Genomic DNA, 21,397 nt, shown 5'->3' on the forward strand with positions numbered 1-21,397 from the left:
TCATTCCCTGTGGTACGGGTGATTGGCGTTGACCGACCAAGCCCGGTACAGCTGCTCAATCAGCAGCACCCGCACCATGGCGTGGGGCAAAGTCAGGTCGGAGAGGCGTATGCGCTCGTGCGAGGCCTGGCGGAACTCGGGGTCCAGACCGTCCGGGCCGCCTATGATGAGCGCCACATCGGTGCCGCCCAACTGCCATTCTTTCAGACGATCGGCCAGCGCCGTGGTGCGCAGGCTGGTGCCGCGTTCGTCGAGCGCCACAATTCGCGCCCCTTTGGGGATGGCTTCTTCTATGCGCTTGCGTTCAGCTGCGTATAGCTGTTCCACCGTTTTGGAGCCTCTCGGCTCCGTCTTGATGGCTTTGAGCTCTACTTTGAGTTCATGGGGAAATCGCTTGGCGTAGTCGTCCCACGCGGTTTGCGCCCAGTCCGGTACCCGCTGACCGACAGCGACGATGACCAGCTTCACGCAGAACCTCAGGCTTTACGGGGAGCGGCTTTCTTCGCAGGCGCCTTCTTGGCGGCAGCGGGCTTGGCCGCAGCTTTTTTGGCGACCGTCTTTTTGACTTCGGGCTTGACCACCACCGTCTTCACCGCCGCCTTGGCCGCGGGTTTGGCGGCGGGCTTTGCAGCGCTGGTTTTGGAGGCGGCTTTCTTGGCAGGTGCTTTCACGCCAGCGGCTTTGTCTGCAGCTTTCTTCAGAGCAGCTTTGGACGGGAAGGCTTCTTCCACGCCCTTCTTGGCCGCGCTGGAACGGCGCATGCTCGGCTCAGCAGTTTTCGCAGAGGCTTTTTTGGCAGCAGGCTTGGCTTCTTCGCTGGCTTTGGCGACCACGGGTTTGGCGGCACCCAGCTTCAGGCGAACGGGCTTCTCGCCCCACAGCTCTTCGAGGTGGTAGTACTGGCGGAAGTTGGGTTGCATGATGTGCACCACGACCTGGTTGCAATCCACAATGATCCACTCGCCATTGCCTTCGCCTTCAATACGCGGCTTGGCAAAACCGGCTTCGCGCACCGCATCGCGCACGCTGGCAGCCAAGGCTTTGGTTTGGCGGTTGCTGGTGCCGGAGGCGATGATCACGCGCTCAAACAAGGCAGACAGGTGCTCGGTGTCGAACACCACAATATCTTGGGCCTTCACATCTTCCAGACCATCGACGACGGCACGTTGAAGTTTCTGGGTATTTTTGGCAACGGTGGAAGTAGTCATCAGTGAGGTCGGTAAAGAAGGTGTTGGTCAATATAACGCGCAACCGGTTCAAAAACCAGTGGGGCAATGCTCTCGCCGGAGGCTACACGTTGTCGGATTTCGGTGGCACTGACAGCCATGGGAGGCATGTGCAGCACAGTCAGGCCGGGGATTTCGGCACTCAAGGCATCAAACTGACCCTTGGCGCCCGTTGAATCTGCGCGGGCAGCTACACAAATTATAGCAAGTGCCGGCAGCGCCTCGGATTCATGCCAAGTATGCAGGGCTCGCGCCTGGTCTTCGCCGATCAGCAAATGCAGCGCCGCACCCGAATTTTCCGCATGCAGTTCGCGCAAGGTGTCCACGGTGTAGCTGGCACCAATGCGCCGGGTTTCGCGCGCATCCACCTGCACTTCCGGAATACCGGCAAAGGCCAGGGTAGCCATGGCCAAGCGGTGCTCCGCAGGACTCAAGGCCCTAGCCTTGTGCCACGCGTGCCCGGTCGGTATGACCAGCAGCCGGTCCAGCGACAGCTCGGCGATAGCGGCCTTGGCCAGAGCCACATGCCCGAGGTGTGGGGGATCAAATGCGCCCCCGAACACGCCAATGCGCAGGGAGCGGGTGGCAGGAGCTGTCAAACCCAGTCCCGCGCCGTGAGGAAGTGAGAGGTCAGCGCTTCTTCCGGCGAGCCGGCAGCAGCAACATGCTGGTAGGACCAGCTGGCGTGCGGCGGCATGGACAGCAGAATCGACTCTGTACGCCCGCCTGACTGAAGGCCGAAATGGGTGCCCCGGTCCCACACCAGGTTGAACTCCACATAGCGCCCGCGGCGGTACAACTGGAAGTCCCGCTCGCGCTGGGTGTACGACATGTCTTTGCGGCGCTCAGCAATGGGCAAGTAGGCATGCAAAAAGGCATCGCCCACCGACTGCAGCATCGCAAAGCTGCGGTCCTGCCCCAGCTCAGAAAAGTCATCAAAAAAGATGCCGCCCACACCACGGGGTTCGTTGCGATGCTTCAGAAAGAAATATTCATCACACCACTTCTTGAACCGGGGGTACTTGTCGTCTCCGAAATCCGATAACGCGCCCTTGCACACCTGATGAAAATGCACCGCGTCCTCATTAAAACCGTAATAAGGCGTCAGATCCATACCGCCACCGAACCAGCATACGGTGTCACCCTGCGGGTTCTTGGCAGCCAGCATGCGCACATTCATATGCACTGTGGGCACATAAGGGTTGCGCGGGTGAAAGACCAGCGAAACACCCATGGCCTCAAAAGGCGCGCCGGACAACTCCGGACGATGCTGAGTCGCACTGGGCGGCAGTTTGGGGCCCCGCACATGTGAGAAACCACAGCCGGCGCGCTCAAACACGGTGCCACCCTCCAGAATGCGGGTGATGCCATTGCCTTGCAACGGCTCCCCGGGCGCTTTTTCCCATGCATCGGAAAGGAAGGTGCCGCCATCCATCGCGGCGATAGCGGTTGTGATGCGGTCCTGCAAACCTATCAGGTAGGCGCGCACCCGCTCAGGGGTCGCTGTAGTGTCAGACATGGTCTTGCTTTCTTTCATGCGGGGCCGGCCGTTGGGCTGCCAGAAATGTCACAGGCGCAGCTGCTTCGGGATGTTTGCCACGCACGCCTTGCAACAGGCCGGCCATGTGGGCGAGGTCTGCCTGCGGGTCCCCACTCAAGGTCATGAACCGGGTGGCATCCACCACTTTGCGGCCATAGTCCAAACTGACCACTCCGACAGGCACATTTGCCTTGAGTGCCACCTGGTAAAAACCACTGCGCCAGCCTTCGGTGCGTTTACGGGTCCCCTCAGGCGACAGGCCCAGCCAGTAGAGTTCAGATTGCAGCCGGGCGCGTTGAACGCCCTCCACCACCTGCCCTACCACCCCTTGGGGCGAATGCCGGTGCACGGGTATGCCCCCTACCCATTTCAGCCAACGGCCGAACAGCGGGAATTTGAACAGGGTGTCCTTAGCCCAAAAGTTGAGCTGTAGCCCCACGGCCCACTTGGCCAGGATGGCCACGATGAAGTCCCAGTTGCTGGTGTGGGGGTACACCACCATCACGCCCTGCAGCGCCGGAAGCCCCTCAAAGTCGACCCTCCAGCCCAGGAGCCCGAGAATTTTTCGGGCCAAAGGGCTGCCCCGCAGCTGGACGGGGTGTGGCGCATGTCCGGCGGATGCCACCGGATCAGCCTTTGACGGCGCGGTACCCGATGTCACGGCGGAATTGCATGCCGTCGAACTGAATCTCGTCGATCACTTGGTAGGCGCGCTGCTGCGCCTGCTTGACGCTGTCGGCCAAAGCCGTCACGCAAAGCACGCGACCGCCTGAGGTCAACACCGTGCCGTCTTGCAGGGTGGTACCGGCATGGAACACGGCGGCGTCTTCGCTCTCTTTGGGGATACCGGTAATGGCATCACCCTTGCGCGGGTTCATCGGGTAGCCGTGAGCAGCAAGCACCACGCCCAGCGCAGTGCGACGGTCCCACTGCAACTCAACCTCATCGAGCTTTCCGTGCGGGCCGGGCTCAGTGGCGGCCATCAGCACGTCCACCAGATCGGTCTTGAGGCGCATCATGATGGGCTGGGTCTCGGGGTCGCCCATGCGGCAGTTGAACTCCAGCGTCTTAGGCTGGCCGTTCTTGTCGATCATCAGCCCGGCGTACAAAAAGCCGCTGAACGGAATGCCGTCGGCTTCCATACCCTTGACCGTGGGGAGAATGATCTCGCGCATCGCCTTGGCATGCACATCCGGGGTGACCACCGGTGCGGGCGAATAAGCACCCATACCACCCGTGTTGGGGCCCTGGTCGCCATCCTGCAAGCGCTTGTGATCCTGGCTCGTAGCCAGGGGCAGCACGTTTTTGCCATCCACCATGACGATGAAGCTGGCTTCTTCGCCTTCCAGAAACTCTTCAATCACGACTCTGGCCCCACCGTCGTTATGGGCCACGCCCAGGGTGTTGTCCACCAGCATGAAGTCAATGGCTTCATGGGCTTCGGCCACGGTCATGGCCACCACCACGCCCTTGCCGGCAGCCAAGCCGTCGGCCTTGACCACCGTGGGTGCGCCCATCTTGTCCACGTAGGCGTGGGCGGCCACCGGGTCGGAGAAGGTGGCGTATTCGGCCGTCGGAATGCCATGGCGGCGCATGAATGCCTTGCTGAAGGCCTTGGAGCTTTCCAGCTGAGCGGCGGCCTTGGTCGGGCCGAAGATGCGCATGTTGTGGGCGCGAAACTCATCGACCACACCGGCTGCCAAAGGCACTTCGGGGCCCACAAGGGTCAAGGTGATCTTGTTGTCCTGCGCCCACTGGCGCAGTTGCACCACATCGGTGATGGGCACGTTTTTGAGGCGCGGGTCGGTGGCCGTGCCGCCGTTGCCGGGCGCCACATAGACCATCTGCACCTTGGGGGACTGGGCCAGTTTCCAGGCCAGCGCATGTTCACGGCCACCGCCGCCAATTACGAGTACGTTCATATCTATGGTTCAGAGTGCTGCGTTGTGGAAGATGTCCTGGGTGTCGTCCAGGTCTTCCAGTACATCCAGAAGTTTTTGCATGCGCTCGGCGTCCTCAAGGGAGAGCTCAATCGTGTTTTCTGCGCGCATGGTCACTGTGGCAACCTCGGCATTGAGTCCAGCGGCCTCCAGGGCGGCCTTGACGGCCTCAAAGTCAGCTGGCGACGTCATCACCTCAATCGCTCCGTCGTCATCCGTGATCACGTCTTCCGCACCGGCTTCCAGCGCCACTTCCATGACCTTGTCTTCGCTTGTGCCGGGGGCAAAAATCAGCTGGCCCACGTGCTTGAACTGGAAGGCCACCGAGCCTTCGGTGCCCATGTTGCCGCCGTGTTTGCTGAAAGCGTGGCGCACTTCAGCCACGGTACGCACCTTGTTGTCCGTCATGGTATCCACGATGATGGCCGCGCCACCGATGCCGTAACCTTCGTAGCGGATTTCTTCGTAGCTCATGCCGTCCAGTGAGCCGGTGGCCTTGTCCACGTTGTATTTCACCCGGTCTGCAGGCATGTTGGCGGCTTTGGCCTTTTCGATGGCCAGGCGCAAACGCGGGTTCATGGCCGGGTCGCCCCCGCCTTGTCGGGCCGCTACCGTGATTTCACGGACGATGCGGGTCCAAATCTTGCCTCGCTTCTCGTCCTGACGCCCCTTGCGGTGCTGAATATTGGCCCATTTGCTATGTCCTGCCACACGAAACCCTTTAAAAATTCGTTACGCTACCCCGCCGATTGTAAGTTCAGCGCCCCCACCCCGGCCTTGCGGCTGGCCCCCCAAGGGGGTGCAAGTAAACTTGGGGCGGCCCAGCATTTACTTGAGAGACATCCATGGCTTCCATCCAAGACGAAGGCATCCTGATTGCCCAGCACGCTGCAGGCAAGTCTGCAGTGCAATGTTTCCTCCGGCCCGACAAGGCCAACCGCCACGGCCTCATCACGGGCGCCACCGGCACCGGCAAAACCATCACCCTGCAGAGCCTGGCCGAAGGCTTTTCTGCCTTAGGCGTGCCGGTGTTCATGGCCGACGTCAAAGGCGACTTGACCGGCATCTCCCAAAAAGGTGCATTGACCGAGAAGCTGGCCAAAGTCATCAAGGAACGGGGGTTTGAGGAACCCGCGTTTTCCGCCTTCCCCACCACGCTATGGGACGTATTCGGCAAACAAGGCCACCCCGTGCGCGCCACGGTCAGCGACCTGGGCCCGTTGCTGCTGGCCCGCATGCTCAACCTGAACGAAACCCAGGCCGGCGTGCTGCAACTAGTGTTCAAGATTGCGGATGACGACGGCCTGTTGCTGCTCGACATGAAAGACCTGCGCGCCATGTGCCAGGACGTGGGCGACAACGCCGCCAGCTACACCACCGAATACGGCAACATCAGCGCCGCCAGCATTGGCGCCATCCAGCGTGGCCTGATGCAGATCGAAGAGCAAGGTGGCGACCAATTCTTCGGCGAGCCCATGCTCAACATCGAAGACTTCATGCAGACCGATGGCTCGGGCAAAGGGGTAGTCAACATCCTCGCGGCAGACAAGCTCATGCAGTCGCCTCGCTTGTATGCAACCTTTTTGTTGTGGATGCTGAGCGAACTGTTCGAGGCTTTGCCCGAGGTAGGCGACCTGGACAAGCCCAAATTGGTGTTCTTCTTCGACGAGGCCCACCTCTTGTTTGCCGATGCGCCCAAGGTGCTGATCGAGCGCATTGAACTGGTGGTGCGACTGGTTCGGTCCAAGGGCGTGGGCGTATTCTTTGTGACGCAAAACCCGCTGGACATTCCCGACAGCGTGCTGGCCCAGCTGGGCAACCGCGTTCAACACGCCTTGCGCGCCTTCACCCCGCGCGACCAGAAGGCCGTCAAAAGCGCTGCCGACACCATGCGCGCCAATCCGGGCTTGGATGTGGCGACCGCCATCACCGAGCTGGGGGTGGGCGAGGCCTTGGTGAGCCTGATGGATGAAAAAGGCCGCCCCTCTCTCACAGAACGCGTCTTCGTCATTCCACCGGCCAGCCAGATCGGCCCCATCACCCCCGAGCAACGCAAGACGCTGATCACCGAATCCATCGTCGCGGGTGTCTACGAGAAGGCGGTGGACCGGGAGTCGGCCTTCGAGGCACTCAAAGGCCGCACGCAAAACCGTGCGCCGGCTGCAGCGGAAGCGGAAGCTGAAGGCGATGCCGCCCCTGCCACTCCGCGTACACGTGCCGGCCGCGCAGCGCCTGCTGCGGAGCCGGAGGCAGCGCCGGCTGGCGGCGGCATCCTGGACAGCATTGGTGACATGCTGGGTGGCGGCGCCCGCCGTTCACGCGCCAGCGTGGGCGAGCAGCTCATCAAGAGTGCGGCCAGCTCTATCGGCCGCGAAGTGGGCCGCCAGATCATCCGAGGAGTGCTGGGCAGCATTCTGGGCGGCAGCAAGCGATAACCACTACAAGGAACAAAAACATGGTCACCATCGATCCCGCAGCACGCGCCAACGTCACCCTCATCGACCACCCGCTGGTGCAGCACAAGCTCACCCTGATGCGCAAAAAGGAAGCCAGCACCAGCAGCTTCCGTCGGCTGCTCAACGAGCTGGCCGGCCTGATGATTTACGAAGTCTGTCGCGACATGCCGCTGCAAGATCTGGAAATTGAAACCCCGTTGGAAACCACCACCGGCAAGGTTATTGACGGCAAGAAGCTGGTATTTGCCAGCGTGCTGCGTGCCGGCAACGGCATTCTGGACGGCGTGCTCTCCGTGGTGCCGGGCGCCCGCGTAGGCCACGTGGGCCTGTACCGCGACCCCAAAACCCTGCAGGCGGTGGAGTACTACTTCAAGATGCCCAGCAATATGGAAGAACGCGATGTTGTCGTCGTGGACCCCATGTTGGCCACCGGCAACTCAGCGGCTGCGGCCGTCACGCGCCTCAAGGCCTGCAAGCCCAAGTCCATCAAATTCCTGTGCCTGCTGACCTGCCCCGAGGGCATCAACACCATGTACAAGGAACACCCCGATGTTCGCATCTTCACCGCGGCCATCGACCGGGGCCTGAACGACCATGGTTACATTATGCCGGGGCTGGGTGACGCGGGCGATCGCATCTTCGGTACCCAGTAGGCGATAAACAATAAAAATGACCGTTAGCGCCCGTGGAATCTGCACGGGCAGCTAGGTTTTTGATAGCACTCTGCCTCACGGGGTGCGGGAGTTTTCACCATGCTCGACCTGCTTATCCACAACGCCACCTTGCCCGACGGGCGCAGCCACATGTCGGTGGCGGTACAAAGCGGCCGCATTACCGAGGTGACACAAGGGCTCACGCCAGAAGCCGCTGCGGCGGCGGAGGTGGTGGACGCCGGCGGCATGTTGCTCAGCAGCCCATTTGTGGATGCGCACTTCCACATGGACGCCACGCTCAGCCTGGGTTTGCCGCGGCTGAACCAGAGCGGCACCTTGCTGGAAGGTATTGCGCTGTGGGGCGAGCTCAAACCGCACCTGACCTTTGATGCGCTGGTGCACCGCGCGCTGGCCTACTGCGACTGGGCCGTCGCCAACGGTCTGTTGGCCATCCGCAGCCATGTGGACACCAGCGACGCGAGCATGCTGGCGGTGGAAGCCCTGTTGGCTGTCAAAAAGAAAGTCGCGCCCTATATCGATCTTCAGCTGGTCGCGTTTCCACAGGACGGTGTCCTGAGAAGCAAAGGCGGCATAGACAACCTCAAAAAAGCACTGGCGCTGGGCGTGGACGTGGTCGGTGGCATTCCCCACTTTGAGCGCACCATGGCGGACGGCGCTGCCAGCGTCAAACTGCTGTGTGAGCTGGCCGCCGAGCAAGGCAAGCTGGTCGACATGCATTGCGACGAGTCGGACGACCCGCTTTCGCGCCATGTGGAAACCCTGGCTTTTGAGGCCAACCGCCTGGGCCTGCACGGCCGCGTGACTGGCAGTCATCTGACCTCCATGCACAGCATGGACAACTACTATGTGAGCAAACTGCTGCCGCTCATGGCGGAGGCGCAACTGAGCGTGGTCAGCAACCCGCTCATCAACATCACCCTGCAGGGCCGGCACGACAGCTACCCCAAGCGCCGCGGCATGACCCGCGTGCCTGAAATCATGGCAGCCGGCATGACCGTCGCCTTTGGTCAGGACTGTTGCATGGACCCTTGGTACAGCATGGGAAGCGGCGACATGCTTGAGGTCGCCAGCATGGGCCTGCACGTGGCGCAAATGACCAGCCAGCCCGCCATGCAGCAGTGCTTTGATGCCGTCACCACCAACCCCGCCCGCATCCTGCACCTGCAGGGCTATGGCCTGGAAAAAGGCTGCCACGCCGACCTGGTGCTGCTGCAAGCGCAAAACCCCATCGAGGCCATCCGCCTCAAAGCCACCCGCCTCAAGGTCTGGCGGCGGGGTACTCTAGTGGCACAAACACCGGCGCGGACAGCAACGTTGACTCTGCCCGGCCGGCCGGCGAGCACATCCTTCTTACGTACCAAATAGGTCTCTAGCGCTCATGGATATTGCGCAAGCAGCTAGCAAAAGCATAGCATTCGCGATAGCTGCTGCGCAAAGCACCTCGGTCCCGCTGGACGTGGCGGCCAATGTGCAAAACCACCTGCGCTTTGTGGAAGCCGCTGCGCAGCATGGCGTGCAGTGGCTGGTCTTCCCGGAACTGTCCCTCACCGGCTACGAGTTGGCCGCAATGCCCGACTTGGTGCTGCACGCGGACCACGCGCTCTTGGCGCCCCTGCGCGAAGCAGCCCAACGCACGGGCATGGCCATCACCGTGGGCGCGCCAGTGGACAGTGGCAGCGCCCTGCCCTTTGTTGGCGCCATCACCTTGCGACCGGATGGCCAACACTACGTATACGCGAAGTACCACCTGCATGGCAGCGAAACCCGATTCGCCACCGCCGGCTCAGCGCAGGTAGGCCTGCAGGCATGGGCAGGACAGCAGATCGCCAGTGCGATCTGTGCCGACACTAATTACCCCAGCCATGCAGCGCAAGCTGCTGCTGCAGGCGCCTGCGTCTACGCAGCGGGCATCCTCACTTCTGCCAATGGCTATGCCGCCGAAGCACCCCTGTGGGCCCGCTACGCGCGCGAACACGCGATGACGGTTGTGATCGCCAACCATGGGGGACCATCGGGGGGCTATTTGTCGGCAGGGAGAAGCGGAATATGGGATTCACAAGGGGAATTACTCGCCGTGGCAAGGGGTACCGGAGACTGCCTGGTCATCGCCAGCCGCGACTGAGGGCATCCCGGAAGCAGTTTCTCTACCAGCTCAAAAACCCACTTCACGGACAAGTACGGCGGCTGCCTGCCGCACATAACGCCATGCAGGAACCTGCCAGCTTCCGCGGATACTGATTTCTCCGCGACGCGACATCAGCGACGCACTCTCAGGAATTTCCTCGACGGGCGCCAGCACCACCCTGAAGATGGCCCGCTCCGGGTTCAACTGCCCCGCCTTTTCGCGCACAGGGATATGCCCCCCCGCTACCGTTGCCAACTCTGGTCGTGGCAGCGTATGACTGGCATCCTTGTCGATACTGCTCACCGTCATGTTCAAAGCCCCAATACCAGAGCCATCGGCAGAAAAGCTGGCTGCATCACCCGGGTGGATATGTTGAATTGCTTCCTCATCAAGCCACGTCTCAACCAACCATCTACCGTCATCGCGCACTACCACACCGATACGCTCCCGACGACCCAACCATTGGCCCACATGCAGATCCGGATCTGTGTCCCTGAAGGTGCCCGCAAATGGTGCAACGGGTGAGTATGTCGACATTTCTGTGTTCAGGCTTGCAAGTTCTGCTTGAGCGCCTGTCAGTGCCTGCTCAGTTGCAAGCATTCGTTGCCTTGCGTTTTCGTCAAAATTGGAGGCAGCAGCCTGAAGCCTTAGATTCTCGATACGGACTATCAGCGCCTCTTTGCGGAGCTGAAGATCCGGAACAAACAGTCTGACTAGCGGAGTTCCGGGCACCACTTTTACGCCTTCCCGCAGAGGTAATTCCTCAACGCGTGCACCGGAGGGCGCGTACACAGGCCAAACGTCTACGGGTTTCAACATGCCGCTTGCGGTCACATGTGTCGGCCAAGGCACAAAAAATAACAACAAGATCAAAGCAGCGAAAATGGCTCGCCGGCGGGCAACCCGGCTGAGGCGAATGGTCGGCCAGCGGCTGGACCATGCCAAAAATTCCTGACGTATAGGCATCCAAACAAACCAGATAATTTCTACAAAGAATAAAAAGATGCCCAGCAACTTGAAGGCAAAGTGGTAGACCAGTACGGCGATACCCAAGAATAAGGTCAAGCGGTACAACCAGACCAGCCAGGCAAAGGCAATCAGGCCGTTGCGCTTTCCCGAATGAAAATGCTCGGGCGGGGGCTCATTGAGGCCAAACAACACCTCTCGCAAATGCCAACGTGCAAGAGCAAAAGAACGTGAGTGCAAATTCGGCATGTCTAACCAGTCCGACAGCACAAAATAACCATCGAAACGCATGAAAGGACTGGCATTGATCACCACCGAGGTGATCCAACTTGTTGTGGCCAGTACAAAGGCGGCCGATCGCAGCTCGCCATGGGGCAACAACGCCCAGGCCAGAGTTGCCCACGCAGCGATCATTAGCTCGGTAGCAATACCAGCAATGGCTACCTGCAGTCGCTGCAGACGATCGGTCAAACGCCAAGTGTCATTGGTATCGGTGTACGCCACCGGCCACATCACCAAAAAAGCCACCCCCATCGCAGGAACCTTGCACCCCAGCCGCTTGGCCGTAAACGCATGGCCCAACTCATGCGCCGTTTTCACCAATGCCAACGCCACGCCGTACGACCAAAGACCTGGCAAACTGAAGGTATCGACCAAGGTGGTCACGAACAAATCCCATTGCCTGAAAACCTGTACCAAGCCCAGCGCCAGTGCCCCCAAAGTCAGCCACAAAAATTTTGGTGTAAAGAAAACGCCTGCAACTTTGAGCCATCGGGTCAGCCACGCATCCGGATGGACCAAAGGGATACGAAAAAACAGATAGTGATGCAAAAGCCACTGGAAGACACCGCCTGAGATTCGTGCTTTGCGCTCAGCCAATTGGCTGGCACTTGCATGGCTGCCAAGATGTACTAGCTGGTTATCTTGTAAAAACCCGGCGACTTGCTCCACCTCGGCGCAGCTTATCTTCAAGGTCGTGTCAGCACTTACCGACTCTGCGATCCGTGCAGGATCGTTCAAAGACCATCGGCACAAGATTTCATACATGGGCCAATCAAGTCGTATGAATTGATTGCGCACCGGGTCATGCAGCGTCCAGCTCGGCTGCCCATCTCCCAATACGGGACCTGCCAACAGATCCAACTCCTCTCGCAAGCTGGGAAGCGGCATCAATCAAATCCCCAAAGTGGTGCGCAAGGAGGCGATGGGTCGTCGCAAGATCCAGAAGCCCAATGGCACCCAGCCGGCTTGAACTTTAGCCGTTCCCTTCAGGCCCACCCGATGACTTGTTTTCTCTGACAAGGTGGCGCGTAACCGGTAAGCAAAAAGGCCGTCAGGTCGCGGCATCGCCTCGTGAGCCACATAGCGAACGCGCGCTGATACGGGTGATAGTGGGCTAGCATTCAGATACATCGTCACAGCATCGCCAGGGGATAAATCAATAGCATCTGCCAGCGGAAGCCAAACCTCCACTTCACTATCTTCTGGTTCTGCGATACGCAAGATGCGTTCACCCACGGTAACCGGTTTGCCTATCCATTCTGCTGGGTCATCAAAAAGCACTACCCCATCTCTGGGGGAAGTCACCCGCGAGCGCTCCAGTTGCCCTCGCAAAAACGCCACTTCTGCGCGTTTTTCTTCAATTTTTCCAGTACTCAAAGCCAACTGACCGCGTAGCTTTGCGTCCTGCAGCGCCTGCTGCGAAGTTTGCCGGTATTCGGTTTCTGCCGTTGCCAGATTCTGCTCGGCGACATCCACGCGGCTTTGAATCAAAGCCTCGTCAAAGCCGACCAACAACTGTCCCTGCTTCACCAATTGGTTGGGTTGTACGTGGAATACCGAGACCACGCCATCCAGCGGCGCACGTATGACCGTAGGGTGCGCGGGCACCAACTCACCGGGAGCCAACACACTCAGTCGCACTGGAAAAACCATAACGAACAAGAGCACCACCCCCCATCGCACAAGCGGCTGCTTCCACCACGCTTGCCCCGCTTTGGGGCGGAACCAATCTGCGACAAGAGCGCCTAGGCTTCGCAAGTTCCAAGGGGTTGTCGGACGGAGCGCCCTGAAAGCATGCCACCAGGCGTCTAGCCACTCCGTCAGAAGCAAGAGATCATCGTCAGACCAAGCTTCCTCACGCACCAGCAACAATCCGCCCGGCTTCAGTCCTCGGGTTCCGGGCAAGCCGACCCACAATCCATGCACAGGCCACCACGCAGCCCAATCCGCCGCCATTTCGGAAGGGACATTTGAAGGCCCCACTCGCACAGCGGAGACTTTTGCAAGCTCTTCCCGTTTGACGATCCCGTCGCATACCTTATTGACCCATTGGCCATAGGGCGCATGTTCGTCAGGCACCACCACACCAGAGTGGCTTTGAAGCCCCTGATCTGCAAACCACAGCATTCCCTGCCTGTAGGGCGTCAAAAGGTGGGTTTCATTGACTAACAAAAAACCCAGCTCAGTAGTGCTGGCTGCAGCCCTCGCCCGCCTGACGAGTTCATACAACGTGGGCAGCGTGGCGTTCGGATTGGACTGATTCAGGATCAAATTCGTCGTGCCTCTACGGTTTCAGCTGCAGAGCGCTCAATACGTGTGGCGTTTTTGCCGTCAGACCACACAGGCTTGCCTGTTGCGAGGTGGAAACTACTTTCCGCACGTCCCATCTTCAGCATTTGCTCTGTCAGGCCCGGACGCCCTTTCACGAAGGGCTTGACTTGGCTTTGGGCATCGCCAATGGTGAAGGTGAACTGTGCCCTTGCTTCACGGGCGCCATCCGTCGCAATAATGATGATTTTGAGTTCACCTGTAAAGTTGTTGGGAGCATCGACCTCAAACTTGCCGGCTTGGGCGTCGAAGGCAATCCACGGGGGAAGTGGAGAACCATCCAGCTGCATGGCCTTGAGCGACACCACAGCATCTGAGCGGGTATGACTGAAAGCGTCAAATGGCAGGGAGAACGAAGTCGTTCGGCCCGATAGCGCAAACTGGTTTGCAACGCCATTGAACACACTCAGCCTGGGCTCACTTGCAGACTCCAAAGCAGATTCCACTGCCACGCGGAAGCCTGAACTGCTGGTCAAGGTATCTGAAAACTCCCTGAATGCCACCGCAGCCAGCGGTGTACGCTCTATCAGCTGAGTCGCAGAATCAAAGCTGGCAACTTGCGGAGCGGGTGGCTCGGTAATGATTGCAGGTGCAACTGGTATTGGAGTCGGCAGTGGTACGGGAGCAGGAGGCTGCGAAGCCGCTGGCGGCAATGGCTCTGCTTTCAGAGTTACGGTCGCCGTTGAAGTGTTGCCTTGCGCGTTGGATACCGAGTAGGTTATGGGAGACGGATCACCGGAGAAACCGGCCTCCGGTGTGAAAGTAATGCTACCGTTGGTTTGAACTACCCAGACTCCTTGGCCCGCAACCACCAATGTCTTGCCACCATCAGTTGCATTGGCTGAGACAAACACAACGCTCAACGGTACGACTGCATCACCTCCGGTGTCATTGTCCAGAATGGAAATTGTTTTCGCACTACCCGGGGTGTAGCGCGCAGAATCAGCTTCCGCTTGCGGATTCAGATTATCGTTGTCCGCGGGACCAACCGTCGGGATCGGGCTGCGGTTGTTCTCGTCGAAGATGTTGGTGCTGGTGCCATCGTCCTTGATGGTACCGGTGCCGGTAGCACCAGAGGTATTCGCGACTCCGCCTGATATCAGGCCGGTAGTCAAGGTAAAGTTTTCGCTGACCTCATAGTCAGAGTCTTGCGTAATGGCCGTGCGCACCAGGACACTCGTGGTGTTCGCCGCCAGCGTGATCCCACCACTGGCCCCCACCCAATGGTTGCCGTCAAAGTACTGAAGCGCACCTGAATTTCCGGTATCACTACCCACGGTCGCCGAACCCGAATTCAAAGTAGGAGTGAAACTGATTGTCGAAGAGCTGGGGTTACTCAGGCTGATCTCAAATACCGCATACGGCGAGGCCTCACTAACCGTCACGCTGCTGACTGTGACGGTCGGCCTGTCGTCGTCGGAACCTCCCGCCCCGCTACCGTCATCAAGAATGGTGCCAGTTCCGGTGGCCCGGGTAAGGGTTGCTCCAGCGCTTGGATTACTCAACGTCACAGTAAATGCCTCAGAACCCTCGAAGACAACATCATTCGTGATTGCCACAGTAAACGTCTTGGAGTTTTCACCCGGCCCGAAGTTGAGCGAGCCGGAAACGGCGGTGAAATCCGTACCAGAGATGGCCGTTCCGCCCGACGTAGCGTAGTCCACATTCACTGAACTGAATGTATTTCCGCTGCGGGTAGCAGTGAATGTGGCAGTTCCTGCCGCCTCGTTGACCGAAACGTCGTTAATGCTGAAAGTCGCGGGCCCGTCATCATCCAGAATGGTCGCGGTTCCGTCAAAAGTGGCCCCGCCGAGATTGGTAGCACGCAACTTGAACGATTCAGTGCTTTCAACGGTCGCATCATTTCTGAGTGCCACACGCGCTTGCAGGACCCCACTGGACGGCAGAGCGAGCGAACCGGTATAAGTCACCCAGCCGCTACCATCATTGATCTCGATGACATCACTCACATCATTGGTCCCCGCCACACCCAGGCTGGCGCTGCCAGTAGACACCAACACCAATGCGACCTGCTGCCCCGCCACACCCGTCACAGAGAAAGTCACGTAGTTGTCCGTGCCTTCGACAACGGCCACATCCCCGACGGAAATGGTCCGGTCGTCATCCAGTCCCGTCGTATTCGTGTTGACACTTAGAGTATTGCCGCTACCTGAGAACGTGCCGTCCTGTTTGACTCCAGTGCCATCGTCCATGATGGTTGCAACGCCAGTCACTGCACCCGCCCGACCTGACAAGGTGGCATTCAGTGTGTAGCTCTCCGCGCCCTCGTAAGGGCTGTCTTGCTCTGCAATGATGTCCACACGCACATAAACCTTGCCGAAAGCGTCGAATGTGGGCAAATTGCCGGCGCTGTAGTCCGCCCAGGTCTGTCCATCCCACACTTTGAGCGTCTGAAGGGCGTTGACATTGGCTTTGCCGGTTACGGTCCCGTTGCTGCTTTCATTTACCAAAGCCAGTGAGACAGTTTGTCCTGAATTGCCGCCCAACGTGAACACCGTGTAATTGGAAGCTTCGTTGACAACGGGCGAATCTATGTTCAAAGAACGGTCATCATCCAAGGCGGCGGGGTAACCGGTACCCGATATATCTGCATTGCCGGAAGTATTCGACTCCAGGAAGATCTGACCCGTTCCGTCGTCGTAAATACTGCCAATTCCGTAGGAGACATTGCTGTTACTGGCTTTGGTTACCGCCAAGTAAAAGGCCTCTTGCCCCTCGAACGTTCCGTCATTCGTAATGGCAGTGCGAACCAACAGAGTTGCACTTGTCATGGTGATGTTGGAGGATGGTGTATAGCCTACCCAGGCAGAGCCATCGAAATACTCCAGCTCTGTGCCCGAAGGGGTGTTACCTGTGTCTGTCCCCACCGACGCGGTCTGACTGCCCAGCGCAAGTTGAATCACCTGGCCGGAGGCGCCAGTTACCGTGAATACGGCGTAAGGAGAGGCTTCGTTGACAGATACGTTATTCACTGTAACCGGCCGGTCATCATCCAGGCTCGCGGGAAAGCCTGTACCTGAGGTGTCAGGATTTCCTGAAGTGTTTGACGCAAGAAACACATCACCGGTCCCATCGTCCTTGATGTAGGAATTTCCAATGGTTGAGGTCCCGAATTTGTTGTTGGCTGTCAGCGTCAGGGACTCCAAACCTTCGAAGGCCGCATCGTTGTACACCGCGGTGCGTACCAAAAGCGTCGCTCCCGGCATGGTCAGAGGGCCACCACCATAGGGCTGCCAGCTCGTACCATCGAAATATTCCAAATTGGGTGAAAAGTCAGCCGCCAGAGTCGCCGTGCCGCTGTTGATAGCCAGCGTCACTTGCTGCCCCGTCGCGCCCCCTACAGTGAAAAACACGTAGGGGGAGGCCTCGTTGACCGTCGTACCTGATACGGTAAGGGCGCGGTTATCGGCGGTCACGTTGATATCAAGGGTATCCAGATCCAGCAGTCCACCGGCATCCATAGTCTCCATGCTCAAGGTATCTGTGCCGCTGAAGCCGGCCGCACCGGTGTAGGTAAGAAAACCGAGAGCGGTATTGAGGTCAGCTTTGCTGCCAGACAAGGTCAGTGTTGCTGTTCCATTGCTTCCGGCTGACACGGACGTACCGCTGAGATTGCTCACAGAAATGGTGCCATTGCTCACGCTGAGCGTGATGGTCATGTTGCTGGTGTCATCTACATCTGCCATTGAGAGACCACTGATGGAGCCAGTCGCCCCTTCCGCAATACTGGGCGATGTACCCGGCAATGTGTTCACAGGTGCATCATTGGCTCCCCGGATGGAAACCGTCAATGTGGCCGTTGAAGTCAAGCTGCCATCTGACACTGTGTAGGTAAACGTGTCGGTCAGTGGAGTGCTTCCTACAGCCAAGGCTTGAACAGAACTGTTGCTGTTGTTAACCGTGTAGGTGTAGCTTCCGTCACTGTTGAGGGTGATTGATCCATACGAACCGGCTTTGGCCTGACCTACGGTGCCCCCTGATATTGCGGATACCGTGAGCGTGTTTCCGTCAGGGTCCGAATCGTTGGTCAAGACATTACCGCTGGGGTTGATTCCCGCCAAACCATTCGCGTAACCGCCAGCCTCATATGCCTGTGCTGTATCAGCAACCCCGACCGGTGCATCGTTGACGCCAGACATAGTCAGTGTCAGGGTGGAAGATGCACTGGTAGTGCCGTTCGTCATCGTGTAACCCACCACCGGAATGGCACCTGTGTAGTTTGCGGCGGGCGCGAAACTGTAGCTTCCATCGGAATTGATGGTGAGCGTACCCACACCACTGATCGTCATGGGGGTCCCCAGAGTGCCGCTGCTTCCACCCCATGTGAACGCCGTGATGGACTTCGTGCCCGAGCTCGCTGTGTCGTTGGCAAGTAATCCCGTCGCTGCGTTTCTGCTCAGCGTCGTGTCCTCCGTCACCGTGGCGGCATCGGTGCTGGCGACCACTGCGCCGCTGGCTGACGATTGGGCATAGATGGTCAGCGTAGACGCGGATGTCACACCGCCGGCGTCCTGCATCTTGTAACTAAACGCGTCGGCACCCGAAACACCACCGGAGGCGTTTACGTCTGAGGTATAGGTGTAACTTCCGTCGGCGTTGATTTGCAAGGTTCCATATTTGCCGGTTACGGTCGAGCCCGCTAGGGCAGTGAAAGTGATCGTCCCCGAGGGCGCACTCGTAACCGACTGATCGAGGGTCACGATCAGGTTGCCACCACTGCTGGTCACGTCCAACACCTTGGAGCCCGGAGGAATGTTGGTGCCTGAAACGGTCATGCCGGCCGCAATTTCCCCCGAAGTTCCACTCAGCGTCACCGTGGACTTGGTGATCGTTGTGGAACTTGTGATGGAAGCTTCCTTCGACGTTCCTGTGATATTCGAGTTGTCTGCAACGTCGTTAGTCGCAAACACCAGCGTCTGGGTAGACAAGGTGATAGCCGTGGTTCCGTATTTGGCTACGGTTCCACTCAGCCCGATCGCAAAGGTTCCGTCTGCATTGGTCGCTTTGGAGGTCACCGTGATCTTGGCATCACCGCTCGTGAGCAAGTGGTAGTAACGGGCGGGACTTGCGCTGGTTTGGAAGTAGACAAAATCACCCACCGCAACGCCGTTGAAAAAGCTGTTGTTGGAAGCGGCAAAGGCCAGTGACGTGCTGGAGCCCCCTGCAGCGTAGCTCACATAGGTGCCGGTCGCTTCCAACCCCACCAGCGACTTGGTTTCGCCATTGGTATCAACGTCGGTGTCATTGGTGAGCACATTGCCGGTCAGAGTGACGTTGCTCGTGGTGCTGATAGTGAAACGATTGAAGTCCGGATTGGCGAACGGCGCATCATTGGTACCGGTAATGGTCACCGCCAAAGTGCTGCTGGACCGGAGTCCGCCACCATCTTCCATCGTGTAACCGAAATGGTCTGTCAGCGTGTTGGAGGTCAAGCGCAAAGCCTGCACCGCCGGATTGGTATCGTCCACCACATAGTTGTAGCTACCGTCGGCATTGATGGTGAGAGTTCCGTATCGCCCCACCACGGTAAACGGGCCGGTTCCGGAGGTCGCGCCGGTGCCGGTCGCACCCACCACGGTTTGGCTGTCCCCACTATCGGGATCGGTGTCATTGCTCAGGACATTCCCCGTGGCGTTGCTGCCCGCAACCCCGTACCCTGATTCGACCGCTGCGACCGCGCCACTGGAGCTGGACGTGTCCGCCAATGCGACAGGTGCGCTATTTACATTGGTCACATTGAATGTGATCGTGTTGGGTGACGCATCCAGATCGGCGCCGCCATTGGCGGTGCCGCCGTTATCGCGGACTTGAAACGTAAAACTTGCGTATCCTGCGCCGTTGGCATTCGCCGCGGATATGTATTTCAACTTGCTCAGGTCGGCCAGAGAGATTTCTTGTCCTGCGGTCACGGCTACACCGTTGAGCGTCAAGGAACCGGCACCCGGCAAGGTGGTGATCATGACCGATGAAAGTGTATTGGCGGGACTGTCATCGGGGTCAGCAAATCCAAAATCACCCGCACCAAAGGTATAGGCAATCCCCTCTCTTGTAGTGATCGTCTTGTCTGTCCCCGAGGGGGCATCATTCACGGGGGTCACAACGAGAGAGAGTGACGCGGTGGCTATGCCTCCGTGGCCATCAGAGATGGTATAGCTCACCACCGGAATGGGGCCAGTGTATCCCTGAGTAGGAACAAAGGAGTAACTGCCATCCGCATTCACCGTGATACTGCCGCCTGTCACCGGCAATGCAGATCCGACCGTTCCACTCACTCCATTGACTGAAAAGGACGTCACAGTGAGCGGGTCATGGTTGGGGTCTGTATCGTTAGCCAGAAGCCCATTGGCAGCGCTGACTGTCAGTGTCTGGTCTTCGATCACGGTGCCGATGTCGTTGGCTGGTGTCGGACCGCTGTTGGGAACGATGAGGCTATTGATGGCGGAGTCCACCCGATCGGAAGACGACCCGACGTTGGCCACATACACATTACCCAAGGCACCGTCCTTGGAATTGTTGATATTGAATTGGGTCCTGTTGGTCTGGATTTGCGAATCGAACCATGACTGATCCACTACCAACAAGAAACCCCGGTTGTCGCTGGAGTTACTGTCGCCGTCCATGTTGCCGTCAGCCTGCGCAATGGTAAGACTGGTAAACGCCGCCTTGCCACCGAAACTGCCGCCCACATCGGTCCAGAAATAGAAACCTTTGACGTCGCCATTGGCCTTGATGGGGCGACTGATCCAACCGTGGTAAGTGGTGCCACCGATGACGATGGATGTTGCCGATACGTCGTTGCCACTGAAATTCTGGTTGTTTGTTCCATCCAGAACCTGCACCGCTCCCAGGCTGTTATTCGAATTGAAGTAGTGCAAGTTCTGCTCTTTGTCAGCCCAGCGCTCAGTGTTATCAATGGCCCCGTTATTGTTCAGGTCATACACCATCTCATAGGCGTTGCTGAAATTGAAATTCGCAAACTCAGCCTGTACGTCTTGCCCATCGATGGACAGGGTTCCGTGATCGTCTTGTTGGGACAAATAGGACAGTGTCTGGGTGTCAACCCCGTCAACAACGACACGCGAAAACATTTCGCCCTCGTCACCCGGTGTGTCAGACTCGGGATTCAAGGTCGAATCCATGTAGTGGCCCCACTCTTCCACCAGCACTTTGGTGATGGATGCAGCGTCGGCCGCTGCGGTGCCGGTGGCCGGATTCCCCGACAACCAATCGGCGTTTATAAAGATGGTGGGAGTTTCATCCACACCAACCAGGGCAAACGCCCCCTTTGCACCGCCCATGTCTTGCGCACTCCGCAACTCCACACGAACTGGCGAGTCCATGGAGTCCATGTTCTTGATAAATTGATCAAAAGCGGTGGTCCATTGGACCGACGGCGCACCCGATGAACCGCCGTTAAACAGTGCGAACAATTGCTCTTTGGCATCACCACGGCTGATGAAGTCAGTGACCAGCCTCTCTGCAGTAGCCTGGGCTGCGAGCAAATTGGGAGCTACCACCGACTTGTCTGCCAGCGCGAAGCTGATCAACGGTGCGTTCACACCTGTCACCTCGCTCATGGATGCGAAATCCGCGACGGCGGCGCCGTCAAACACAAACCGCTGCTCCAGGACCATGGAACGAAAGCCACTGAAAGCGGGCACTCCCGTCACATTTGGCGATGCGGCGCAGACGCTGCTGCCACTCTTGCCTTTCGAACGAGCCGACTCAGGCGTCGCCACAAACGTTTGAGTGATGGCATTCCAAATGCTCTGATAAATGCGGTTCATGATGTCTCCGTCAATCGGAAAATAAGTGGGGGGGGGGGACTAGGGCTGGCGG

The 21,397-nt window shown here is 58.7% G+C and carries 14 protein-coding genes; 4 read left to right on the forward strand and 10 right to left on the reverse strand.

Annotated features, from left to right (window positions below):
- The 7 genes from rlmH to RAN89_RS12525 are packed head-to-tail and all read right to left on the reverse strand — an operon-like array spanning position 1 to position 5,417.
- The gene (gene rlmH, locus RAN89_RS12495) at positions 1–468 is read right to left on the reverse strand and encodes a 23S rRNA (pseudouridine(1915)-N(3))-methyltransferase RlmH (protein ID WP_313866617.1); all 468 of its coding nucleotides are present in this window, start codon (positions 466–468) and stop codon (positions 1–3) included.
- An 8-nt stretch (positions 469–476) separates the two neighbouring features.
- Positions 477–1,208, reverse strand: coding sequence for a ribosome silencing factor (rsfS, locus tag RAN89_RS12500; RefSeq protein WP_313866618.1), 732 nt, complete (start codon positions 1,206–1,208; stop codon positions 477–479).
- Positions 1,208–1,825, reverse strand: a complete 618-nt coding sequence (nadD, locus tag RAN89_RS12505) for a nicotinate (nicotinamide) nucleotide adenylyltransferase (RefSeq protein ID WP_313866619.1) — start codon at positions 1,823–1,825, stop codon at positions 1,208–1,210. Before nadD ends, rsfS begins: the two co-directional genes overlap by 1 nt.
- Positions 1,822–2,745, reverse strand: coding sequence for an oxygen-dependent coproporphyrinogen oxidase (hemF, locus tag RAN89_RS12510; protein ID WP_313866620.1), 924 nt, complete (start codon positions 2,743–2,745; stop codon positions 1,822–1,824). The genes nadD and hemF overlap by 4 nt, the downstream gene beginning before the upstream one ends.
- Positions 2,738–3,427 carry a 1-acyl-sn-glycerol-3-phosphate acyltransferase gene (locus RAN89_RS12515; protein ID WP_313866621.1) on the reverse strand — a complete coding sequence of 230 codons (690 nt, stop codon included), beginning with the start codon at positions 3,425–3,427 and terminating at the stop codon, positions 2,738–2,740. Before RAN89_RS12515 ends, hemF begins: the two co-directional genes overlap by 8 nt.
- Positions 3,396–4,688, reverse strand: coding sequence for a phosphoribosylamine--glycine ligase (gene purD, locus RAN89_RS12520; RefSeq protein WP_138515354.1), 1,293 nt, complete (start codon positions 4,686–4,688; stop codon positions 3,396–3,398). The genes RAN89_RS12515 and purD overlap by 32 nt, the downstream gene beginning before the upstream one ends.
- Positions 4,689–4,697: 9 nt before the next feature.
- Complete coding sequence (locus tag RAN89_RS12525) at positions 4,698–5,417, reverse strand: YebC/PmpR family DNA-binding transcriptional regulator (RefSeq protein WP_313866622.1); 720 nt, start codon at positions 5,415–5,417, stop codon at positions 4,698–4,700.
- Positions 5,418–5,551: 134 nt separating this feature from the next.
- Between RAN89_RS12525 and RAN89_RS12530 the strand changes: the two genes are divergently transcribed.
- From RAN89_RS12530 to RAN89_RS12545, 4 genes are all read left to right on the forward strand, one after another.
- Complete coding sequence (locus RAN89_RS12530) at positions 5,552–7,141, forward strand: helicase HerA-like domain-containing protein (RefSeq protein WP_313866623.1); 1,590 nt, start codon at positions 5,552–5,554, stop codon at positions 7,139–7,141.
- 20 nt (positions 7,142–7,161) lie between these two features.
- Positions 7,162–7,815 carry a uracil phosphoribosyltransferase gene (gene upp, locus RAN89_RS12535; RefSeq protein ID WP_313866624.1) on the forward strand — a complete coding sequence of 218 codons (654 nt, stop codon included), beginning with the start codon at positions 7,162–7,164 and terminating at the stop codon, positions 7,813–7,815.
- 99 nt (positions 7,816–7,914) lie between these two features.
- Positions 7,915–9,201: an amidohydrolase family protein gene (locus RAN89_RS12540; protein ID WP_313866625.1), complete on the forward strand. Its 1,287-nt coding sequence runs from the start codon at positions 7,915–7,917 to the stop codon at positions 9,199–9,201.
- A 13-nt stretch (positions 9,202–9,214) separates the two neighbouring features.
- Positions 9,215–9,958 carry a carbon-nitrogen hydrolase family protein gene (locus RAN89_RS12545; protein ID WP_313866626.1) on the forward strand — a complete coding sequence of 248 codons (744 nt, stop codon included), beginning with the start codon at positions 9,215–9,217 and terminating at the stop codon, positions 9,956–9,958.
- A 30-nt stretch (positions 9,959–9,988) separates the two neighbouring features.
- On the opposite strand, the gene RAN89_RS12550 is transcribed toward RAN89_RS12545, so the two are convergent.
- Genes RAN89_RS12550 through RAN89_RS12560 form a run of 3 tightly spaced genes read right to left on the reverse strand, consistent with a single transcriptional unit; the run spans position 9,989 to position 21,345 of the window.
- Positions 9,989–12,097 carry a site-2 protease family protein gene (locus RAN89_RS12550; RefSeq protein ID WP_313866627.1) on the reverse strand — a complete coding sequence of 703 codons (2,109 nt, stop codon included), beginning with the start codon at positions 12,095–12,097 and terminating at the stop codon, positions 9,989–9,991.
- Between the two features lie 3 nt (positions 12,098–12,100).
- The gene (locus tag RAN89_RS12555; RefSeq protein ID WP_313866628.1) at positions 12,101–13,480 is read right to left on the reverse strand and encodes an efflux RND transporter periplasmic adaptor subunit; all 1,380 of its coding nucleotides are present in this window, start codon (positions 13,478–13,480) and stop codon (positions 12,101–12,103) included.
- Positions 13,477–21,345 (reverse strand): tandem-95 repeat protein, encoded by a 7,869-nt coding sequence (locus tag RAN89_RS12560; protein WP_313866629.1) that lies wholly within the window; start codon positions 21,343–21,345, stop codon positions 13,477–13,479. Before RAN89_RS12560 ends, RAN89_RS12555 begins: the two co-directional genes overlap by 4 nt.
- Positions 21,346–21,397: the final 52 nt, after the last annotated feature.

The organism is Rhodoferax mekongensis, from assembly GCF_032191775.1.
Taxonomy (GTDB): Bacteria; Pseudomonadota; Gammaproteobacteria; order Burkholderiales; family Burkholderiaceae_C; genus Allorhodoferax; species Allorhodoferax mekongensis.

Excerpts from the sequence above, each read along its gene's own strand:
- RAN89_RS12540 (WP_313866625.1), top strand. The coding sequence starts at position 7,915 with ATGCTCGACCTGCTTATCCACAACGCCACCTTGCCCGACGGGCGCAGC.
- upp (WP_313866624.1), top strand. The coding sequence starts at position 7,162 with ATGGTCACCATCGATCCCGCAGCACGCGCCAACGTCACCCTCATCGAC.
- RAN89_RS12530 (WP_313866623.1), top strand. The coding sequence starts at position 5,552 with ATGGCTTCCATCCAAGACGAAGGCATCCTGATTGCCCAGCACGCTGCA.
- rsfS (WP_313866618.1), bottom strand. The coding sequence starts at position 1,208 with ATGACTACTTCCACCGTTGCCAAAAATACCCAGAAACTTCAACGTGCC.
- purD (WP_138515354.1), bottom strand. The coding sequence starts at position 4,688 with ATGAACGTACTCGTAATTGGCGGCGGTGGCCGTGAACATGCGCTGGCC.
- RAN89_RS12550 (WP_313866627.1), bottom strand. The coding sequence starts at position 12,097 with ATGCCGCTTCCCAGCTTGCGAGAGGAGTTGGATCTGTTGGCAGGTCCC.
- RAN89_RS12560 (WP_313866629.1), bottom strand. The coding sequence starts at position 21,345 with ATGAACCGCATTTATCAGAGCATTTGGAATGCCATCACTCAAACGTTT.
- hemF (WP_313866620.1), bottom strand. The coding sequence starts at position 2,745 with ATGTCTGACACTACAGCGACCCCTGAGCGGGTGCGCGCCTACCTGATA.
- RAN89_RS12545 (WP_313866626.1), top strand. The coding sequence starts at position 9,215 with ATGGATATTGCGCAAGCAGCTAGCAAAAGCATAGCATTCGCGATAGCT.